Origin of the sequence: Nostoc sp. LEGE 06077 (assembly GCF_015207705.1) — a bacterium.
Lineage (GTDB): Bacteria > Cyanobacteriota > Cyanobacteriia > Cyanobacteriales > Nostocaceae > Nostoc_B.
Genome location: NZ_JADEWI010000110.1, coordinates 1 through 7,347 on the forward strand (window position 1 = coordinate 1; position 7,347 = coordinate 7,347).

Consider the following 7,347-nt stretch of genomic DNA (forward strand, 5'->3'; position numbering starts at 1 on the left):
GCTCTCTTCTGTTCCCTGGCGCAAGCACAAACTAGGGCTTAAATGCCCATGAAGTTGCGAAACCACTGCCCTACTCGACTAATCCCAGCAGTACGGCTGTAGTTTGGCTTGGGTATTCTGTCTGTTTTGGCTTCACTACCGTTTGTCCACAGTGCGCCTGTTACCGCATTTTCATAAGCGCGATCTGCTGCGTCTTGGGCTTCGGGCAGTTTATTAGATGCCTTGATTAAATCCGCCTCATATTTTGCTAGAGCCATTAAGTCAGCCGTCGCCCCCGATATTTGAATCAGGCTTGACCGTTGAGCGTGACGGGTAGCCTCGGCAGTCGTAGCGTTAACGTGTTCAGACTGCATCTCGGTCACTTCGTTTTTGAAACGCTGCTCACCAATTTTCGATGTGTTGATAGCTTTGAGGGTTTGCGTTCCATGCTTCTGGGTCAGTTGCACCAACTCCGCGTAGGCTTGATTCACATCCCCAGTGGTTTCAATGATTTTCCGATATGCCTCCAATGCCTTGGGTAAATTGGCTTTGGCAGTGTCAGACAATCGCGCCATGTCTGCAATTTTGGTGATTACCGTTTGGTCGCCCTGCACTGCTTTGTTAAAGTCTTCTGCTGACACATCAAACAAACTGCCCATTGCGTTGAGCGTACCAGGGGCATTATTGGGGATATGGTTTTTCAGCTTGGCGGTTCCATAATTACGAGCCATGTTTCACCCCTAGCATTGGTATTTGAGTTGATTAATCAATGCTTCTGCCAATCCCAAGTGGTCGCCTATTTTGACTCGTTTATGGAGACCTTGGGCAATGGGAGAAACTGTTGAAAGTGCCTCTACTGCTGCTGAACCGCCAGAGACATTTATCTCTGCACTCAAGAGATTTTGGACAACCCCATGTAACAGCAATAGTTTTTCTACCTTGCCCAGTTGTTCAAATGTGCTGCCGTACTGTTGCTGAAGCTCATCCAGGTATGAACCATCTCCCGGCATGACGCTTGTGAAGTAGCCTATGGGTTTATTCATTCTTGGTAAAATCCTTGTGTAGTGTATTCTTCATTAGGCGGAGATACATTCATGAGTGGGTGCGAACGCAGTAGTTTCTCAGGCTGTGCGTTCGCTCCTCTGTTATTCATCAACATCAGAGAAAGTTGCTCTAGCTATTGCACTGGCTAAGAAACCTCCACCACAAACAAAGATTCCGCCAATACTAAAATCCCTATGCTTTGCCCAATTAACACGACGAATCAAGGCATCTTGGGCATAGTTGTTAGCTATGAGATTTAAACCATGACAAATCATTGCTCCGCTTGCGAATAATCCGACCGAGATAAACAGTGCAATCGCAATTGCCTGTAAGACATTATCAAGATAATCAATCAGCTTTTTCATTGATGAAAACCCTCTCTCGAAACATCCACAGTTGAATCTGCGGCTGTCCATTGCAGTGTGTTGAAAAACTGGCTTACGTCCCCAAGGGTCACATCACAATCAAAGTTCAACCTTTGATATTGTGGATGCTGCCGAATTTGGTTTACTAATTGTTGGGCTTGTGCAATCAATTCTGGTAGCGGTTGAGTGTTCATAATTCACCTCAAAAAATCGATAATTGCAGTGATTTTTGACTGATGACACTTAGGCTAGTTGACATTCCTGCGACCTCATAACAGCGAGAAGTTAAAGTCTTGTGATTGAGCAGTAAATCAGCCTTCTTTCGTTGTCCAGCTAAAGGGCAAAAGTGATACTTGGGATGCTCTCTTGTGCCTGTTTGATAGAGGTATTGATACAGTGTTATATCAATCTGATAAACCTTGGAATTGGTTAGTAGGGTTGAGTCATAGACTGGATTTAAGTTATTCATTGCTGCCTTTTAAAGACTTAACAAGGGTGTCACCGTAATTAACCAACAAGATGGTAAATAGCTGAGAATAAGTGTTGATTCCTGTCTGTTCAATGATTTCTTTGGCTTTAGAAATGTGCTTTTCGTCCAGGACTACGCGGGTTTGACTCATAATTTAAGACTCCTCATCAATGCTTGACCTTTCGGCTTATCTATTGTTTGTGTTTGTTCAATTGGTGTGACTTCTGTTTGAATTTCTGACTGTTGAATCACAGTTTTTGTTAGAGGTGTTTGAAAACTGCTGACATTGCCTGCCAAGTATTCCGAAATTAATAAATTTGTGGCAGAGGCTATATTTATCCCTCGCTCTAACCCGTATTGTGACAACCAAGCATAATGGCGTTTATCTAGTCTCACTCTTGTTTCACTTGTCTCAATCTGTGACAAATTAGTTAATTTCAAGTCCCATTTATGTTTGATTGCATCCAACAGCAGATTTACGGTGTCACTCAACTTTAAATAGTCAAGTGAAATTCTAATTCCCTCCACTTTGGCGGCAACAATAGCCGCTAAACGTACTTGCATTTTTTTACATAGCTAACAATGCTTGAATGTTGGACAGATGAGGATCAACTGGAATATAAAACCCTGGTTTGGCACTCAATTTATGGCGTACTAGATTTGCACATCCACCAATCAGCATGATGTTGGTTACATCTGCCAAGTAATCATTAGCGGCTGTGGTAATGCCGTCCATCAACCCGTTAAACCAGTTTTCTAATAAGCTAGGGAAGACGGAACTGAAATCATATTTCCGCCCGTAAGTTAGGGAACCATCCGCGACTGCATCCATCATCTTGGCCACTTTGAATGCAACGTTATCGCGCAAGGCGTAACTCTGCATTAAGTCAGAGTTGATGATGTCGTTAGCCAGGGAGACACCGCCCACCTTCGGGATTGAACGACGAGTGAGAATTTCACCATTCGGGGTCATCACAACATAGTTAGTAGTGCCACCAGGGGTTTTTGGGATAAACCCTCGAAAAGGGGGATTATGAAAAGTGAGTTTTGATGCTATCACCCTATAACTCTTGCCAGATAAGATTCTTGGCTAAACCCCGTCTCAGAAAGTATACAATTTGAGACAAGTCTGAATTATGTCTCTTTACATGTCTCAAAATACCATTCTTAGATCGTCTAAGAAATAGTGATACTCTTCACACTGACTAGCTTTCACCGATCGCGTACTAATCAAAAGAGTGAAGTACCATTCAACAACAAATTCTAGAATCCCCCTTTTCGGGGGTTAATGCAAAAAACCCCCACCACCGATGTCTATGGCGAGTGTGTCTCCTTCCATATCAAGGAAACCTTTTTTGTAAGAGTTGACGACAGCCACATCAGTTTCTAGGTAAAACTCAACATTCTTAATGCGGTGTTTATAGCTTTTACCGTTGACTGTGACTTGATGATCCGCAATCAATGTTTGACGGATAGCATCTTCTTCCCAATGATTACGCTCTGGTACTAAGAAGCGGACTGTTCCCTCAAAATCTTGTCTGAGTCCTGCCAGGGTGAAGGGTTTGACGAATTCTGGTAACTGTTTGCCTCGCTCGGCGGCGGTTTGCGGGTTTTTCTGCTTGGTAGCACGTTCGCCCAAGACTAATACTTTGTTGTCTAGTTTGACGCTGGGTGAGTCTTCGGTGTCGTAGTCCCTGGCACTGGTGTAGGTTACATCTTGAAATACTGAGCGCATCACACGCGGCTTTTCACCTTTGAGGGCAGTAATGCTGGTGAAGTTGCCAATATCTGCAAAGTAAATGTTGTACACTTGCTTTCTCCTATAAAGCTAGTAGCAGCCACATTGCATATATATAGATGTGGCTGTTGCTAACCTTTTTGGATAGATTCTTGAGAAGCCTGTATCTGAATTACGCTAGGCGTTTTACTTTTACGTGTGTTCGTCCAGCGTCTATAATTTCATACTAGCAGATATTAGCAGATAGTAAATGATATTATCCGCTAGTAAAAGTTATAGATTTCCGCAGAACTATTAGTTACACTGATGATACTATCCGCTAGTGTCTGATCTGATGTATAAAGGTAAGAAGTTTAGCATTGTTACCCCGATGGGGATTTACAACCTCGTTACAGAGTTAGCCAAAAAAGAAAGCCGCACAGTTTCTCAAATGGCAACACTTTTAATTAAAGATGGTTTACTAAGTCGTGGTTTGGAGATCCCAGAAGATGAGTAGTGATGGCTATTAACTTTCACTCAGTACATAAGCATTCTTATTTAGAATTTATTTACTGCTGATTTGTTTAAATTGCTACACACTCAATCTTTAGAGAACACGTCAGATAAACATAATTATTTTCATATCACCTTACTAATTTTTTTTGTTGGGTGATAGAAAGTTGTTTTTAATTATTAATAAATAAACTTTAAAAGTATAGCTATATCTTCCTTTGAAGATAAAAAATAAATTATTTTATTTTCGCAACTTAGATAATTTACTATCTATTTTTATTGAAGATCACTTATTATGAAAGAGGACTATACCCTTAGTCCATCTTTTCTAAGTATTTTGTCTATCGATATACATAAGAAAAGAATGCCTCCCTGGACTCAACTTGTTGGAAGCAAGTTGTTTAACAGTCCGAGAAGACAAACCTCACAAAAGTTATTTAAATTTCTTTATAACCCAATCGTAACAGTTCCGATGAACAGTAGCAACGGGTTATAGAGAAATTTGATTAAAGCCTTGGTGAATCTTCAGGGGGGGGTAAAACCTACATCATTTACCCCATAAGGATTTCACAATGGTAGCTCTGTTAAAAGGACACGAAACCGTTGACCACTCCGCTATGGCAGGAGCGATCGCCTCCTTTGACATTCGCAATTTCGTAGACCAGCTAGAACCAGCCAAAGAGAAAAATAAATACATCTGCCCAGCCTGCGGTGGTCATAACTTAAGCGTCAACCCCAGTAACGGCAAATACAGTTGTTACAATGACTGCCTTCACCGAGATATTCGAGAAGCAATCAAGCCTTGGAGTGAGGTATTAGAAGAAAGAAAACTTGGTACTTACACACCACTACCCAGATTCAAGCCCCTGACGGCGAAAAAACCAGCCTTCCCACCCAAGGTTTTAAATGTTGACCCATCGCAGTTAAAGGTATGCAGACTCAACGCTGAAATCACCACACCACAGCCCTTTTCACCCGATTTCGTTCCCAAATCCGTTGCCATCAGGCTATCAGATTCAGGAGCCACAGCAGAGGAATTAAAACAAATCACAGTTATTGAATACGACTATAGCAACGGGCGAAAAGCTCACAGATTCTCTTGTCCTTGTGCTGCTGTCCCCAAAGGCAGAGTCAAAACATTCTCCGTCAGCCGAATTGACCCCATAACTAATAAGGTTGCCTGGAAGAAAGAAGGAAAATGGCCTGCTTACAGACAAGATGAGGCTCAAGCTATCATCAAAGCCACAGACGGCATCCCCGTACTGTTAGCCCATGAAGGTGAAAAATGCGTCGAAGCCAGCCGATTAGAAAACTTAGCCAGCATTACTTGGGTAGGCAGCAGTTCTGACGGTGACATCCTCCATTCCTTAACCCAAATCCAGCACAGTACAGGTAAAGATTTTTTACTGGCTTACTGCACTGATAATGATGAAACTGGCTGGAACAAGCAACAGCGAATTAAAGAGCTTTGCCACCAAGCCGGAGTAAATTTTGTGGCCATCGACTTGCTAAAAATTCAACCCAACCTGCAAGATAAAGGAGACATAGCAGACATTTTTGAGTCGGGCATGACAGGCGACGAATTAGTAGAGCTACTACTCCAGCAGATTGCAGAAATTACAGCCCAACAGCAACAACAACTAGCCCAAGACCCACTAGATGTTGCTGACTTGGGCGATGAGGAGCCGGACAGCACATTCCTCCAAAAAGGCTTTAACACCCTTTACGGTGAAAGCAAATGGATTTGTGCCGATGGCAAGCTGTACTACTGGCATGGCAAAGGCTACAGATACTCCCCTGATGCCGTTGAGCGTCGGCGCATCACCAATTATTGCAATTCCTATTCGGTAATCAAGAAAAACGGCGATAGTTATGTCATCACCTACCCCTACGCCAAACCCAACAAGGTAAAAGAGTTGCTGGAGTGGGTGAAGCTGCGAGTGGAAATTGACCCGCAATTACTCAACCCGCCAGGGGTCAACTGTACCAATGGCGTGTTAAGCATTGATTGGTCAGGCGCTATACCCCAGCCTGTGTTAGAAGAACACGACCCTGATAGACACTTCTATACTTATGAGCCATTGGTGAAGTATGACCCCAAGGCTAACTCTAGCCACTGCGATCTTTTGCTGGAATGTTTAGACGAGCCACAACAGCAAATTTTATTAAGGAATCTGGGAGCAAGCCTTGATTTAGCCCAAGTTCGCAAGCGTCGCGGACGAGAAACAAAGGTCATACTAGCTTGTGGCTTGGGTGCAAATGGTAAGGATTCCATACGTTCGGTAGTATCTATTATTTACGGTCATCAAGGCATGACCAGCTGCTCCTTAGCTGACTTTGTGGCTTACGATGAAGGGCGAAAATTTGCCTTAGCTGCACTCGTCAATAGTCGGGTGAATTGGGCATCAGAGAACCCACAAACCACAAGACTCGATAAAATTCAATCACTCAAGTTATTTGCTACTGGTAACATCTTACACTCAGAACGCAAAGGCAAAGACCACATCGAATATGACCCCACAGCCATCGGCATTTTCAACTTGAATGACACTCCGCCATTGCACGGCACAATTCAAGCTACTCTCGACCGCATTGTTGCCCTGCTGTTCCGCAAAACATTTAAGACCAATCCTGACCCCAACAACCCCGATGAGTTACTAGCTGACCCCCGGTTCGCTTATGACGTGGATTTTGTGCGTGAGTGTGTCGCCCCGGCATTTTTAAACAAGATGATTGCTGGACTTCAGGCATTAATCACAGAGGGCATCGACTACAGCTGCACTCAGCAAGCATTGGAGGAGATTCAGGCAGAAAACTCGCACCTGTTCCAATTCTGCAAGGATACGGGGCTGGCTTACAACCCCAGTGGCATTGTCACAGCCTTTGATATTTGGCAACGTTTGGAGAATTGGTACATGGATAACGGTACTTTGTCGTTTGAGGAATCTAGCAATGGCAAGGTGAAAGCGATTTGGCAGGAACAGTCCAAGCCCAGTGATAAAACAGTCAAGGCGATTAACCAAGCCCTACCCAGAATTAAGACATTATTCCCCAAAGCCAAATTAGGCACTGTTCCTCACCCATCGGGTAAGCGGAAATTACAAGCACTGCTAGGAATTAGTTTTGATCATGTGCCAACGGGGCAGGGTGTAGGGGATAGGGTGTGGGGTGTAGGCGATAATACAGCCCCAACAACCGCGTTGTCTCCACCCTCATCTTTTCAGGACGACTGCATTGATCGAGGCTTGAAACCTCAACCA

At 43.6% G+C, this 7,347-nt stretch carries 10 protein-coding genes; 2 read left to right on the forward strand and 8 right to left on the reverse strand.

Annotated elements, in window-relative coordinates; translation table 11 throughout:
* Nucleotides 1-38: 38 nt before the first annotated feature.
* The 8 genes from IQ244_RS31780 to IQ244_RS31815 all read right to left on the reverse strand — a co-directional run bounded on the left by IQ244_RS31780 (nt 39) and on the right by IQ244_RS31815 (nt 3,667).
* The gene (locus tag IQ244_RS31780; RefSeq protein WP_193900643.1) at nt 39-710 is read right to left on the reverse strand and encodes a hypothetical protein; all 672 of its coding nucleotides are present in this window, start codon (nt 708-710) and stop codon (nt 39-41) included.
* Between the two features lie 9 nt (nt 711-719).
* Entirely contained in the window at nt 720-1,022 is a 303-nt protein-coding gene (locus tag IQ244_RS31785; RefSeq protein WP_193900644.1) for a hypothetical protein, read from the reverse strand.
* Nucleotides 1,023-1,124: 102 nt separating this feature from the next.
* Complete coding sequence (locus tag IQ244_RS31790; RefSeq protein ID WP_193900645.1) at nt 1,125-1,388, reverse strand: hypothetical protein; 264 nt, start codon at nt 1,386-1,388, stop codon at nt 1,125-1,127.
* Nucleotides 1,385-1,582, reverse strand: a complete 198-nt coding sequence (locus IQ244_RS31795) for a hypothetical protein (RefSeq protein ID WP_193900646.1) — start codon at nt 1,580-1,582, stop codon at nt 1,385-1,387. Before IQ244_RS31795 ends, IQ244_RS31790 begins: the two co-directional genes overlap by 4 nt.
* Before the next feature lie 267 nt (nt 1,583-1,849).
* Entirely contained in the window at nt 1,850-2,008 is a 159-nt protein-coding gene (locus tag IQ244_RS31800; RefSeq protein ID WP_193900647.1) for a hypothetical protein, read from the reverse strand.
* Entirely contained in the window at nt 2,005-2,421 is a 417-nt protein-coding gene (locus tag IQ244_RS31805) for a hypothetical protein (protein ID WP_193900648.1), read from the reverse strand. Before IQ244_RS31805 ends, IQ244_RS31800 begins: the two co-directional genes overlap by 4 nt.
* Before the next feature lie 4 nt (nt 2,422-2,425).
* On the reverse strand, nt 2,426-2,917 hold the full coding sequence (locus tag IQ244_RS31810) for a hypothetical protein (protein WP_228059298.1): 492 nt from the start codon (nt 2,915-2,917) through the stop codon (nt 2,426-2,428).
* A gap of 225 nt (nt 2,918-3,142) precedes the next feature.
* Complete coding sequence (locus IQ244_RS31815) at nt 3,143-3,667, reverse strand: hypothetical protein (RefSeq protein ID WP_228059299.1); 525 nt, start codon at nt 3,665-3,667, stop codon at nt 3,143-3,145.
* Between the two features lie 262 nt (nt 3,668-3,929).
* Between IQ244_RS31815 and IQ244_RS31820 the strand changes: the two genes are divergently transcribed.
* A complete protein-coding gene (locus IQ244_RS31820; RefSeq protein WP_193900649.1) occupies nt 3,930-4,091 on the forward strand; it encodes a ribbon-helix-helix domain-containing protein in 162 nt (53 codons plus the stop codon).
* Between the two features lie 568 nt (nt 4,092-4,659).
* The coding region (locus IQ244_RS31825) for a DNA primase family protein (protein WP_193900650.1) at nt 4,660-7,347 on the forward strand (2,688 nt) is incomplete at its 3' end.

Bases quoted from the DNA above. Each gene is read 5' to 3' on its own strand.
- IQ244_RS31805 (WP_193900648.1), bottom strand. From the start codon at position 2,421: ATGCAAGTACGTTTAGCGGCTATTGTTGCCGCCAAAGTGGAGGGAATT.
- IQ244_RS31820 (WP_193900649.1), top strand. From the start codon at position 3,930: ATGTATAAAGGTAAGAAGTTTAGCATTGTTACCCCGATGGGGATTTAC.
- IQ244_RS31795 (WP_193900646.1), bottom strand. From the start codon at position 1,582: ATGAACACTCAACCGCTACCAGAATTGATTGCACAAGCCCAACAATTA.
- IQ244_RS31785 (WP_193900644.1), bottom strand. From the start codon at position 1,022: ATGAATAAACCCATAGGCTACTTCACAAGCGTCATGCCGGGAGATGGT.
- IQ244_RS31780 (WP_193900643.1), bottom strand. From the start codon at position 710: ATGGCTCGTAATTATGGAACCGCCAAGCTGAAAAACCATATCCCCAAT.
- IQ244_RS31790 (WP_193900645.1), bottom strand. From the start codon at position 1,388: ATGAAAAAGCTGATTGATTATCTTGATAATGTCTTACAGGCAATTGCG.
- IQ244_RS31800 (WP_193900647.1), bottom strand. From the start codon at position 2,008: ATGAGTCAAACCCGCGTAGTCCTGGACGAAAAGCACATTTCTAAAGCC.